This is a genomic window from Myroides injenensis M09-0166, assembly GCF_000246945.1.
GTDB lineage: Bacteria > Bacteroidota > Bacteroidia > Flavobacteriales > Flavobacteriaceae > Flavobacterium > Flavobacterium injenense.
In genome coordinates this window covers 1-240 of the sequence record NZ_BAEX01000202.1, presented here as the reverse complement: position 1 = coordinate 240, position 240 = coordinate 1, and the positions used below count along the sequence as shown (strand labels likewise).

Genomic DNA, 240 nt, shown 5'->3' with positions numbered 1-240 from the left:
TTTGTCAGCTCGAAAACCAAAAAGTACACAGTCCAATTGATACCGTTTTTGCGCTATGCAGCCGAAATGGGAAGTAGCCGATGTGCTGAAGAAAAGTCGTATTTGTCCAACCAAAACTTTACCATTCATCAAGAAAAAACACTCAGAGCACTGACTTTATGCCGAACTGCTGCTTTGGGCGGACATGTAGATGCTTGTGATGGGTGTGGAAACATCACCATCAGTTACAATACTACGTGT

1 protein-coding gene is annotated in these 240 nt (G+C 42.9%); it reads left to right on the top strand.

Annotated features, from left to right (window positions below):
• Positions 1-66: 66 nt before the first annotated feature.
• On the top strand, positions 67-240 hold a 174-nt coding region (locus tag RH98_RS15540; RefSeq protein ID WP_193364343.1), incomplete at its 3' end, for a transposase zinc-binding domain-containing protein.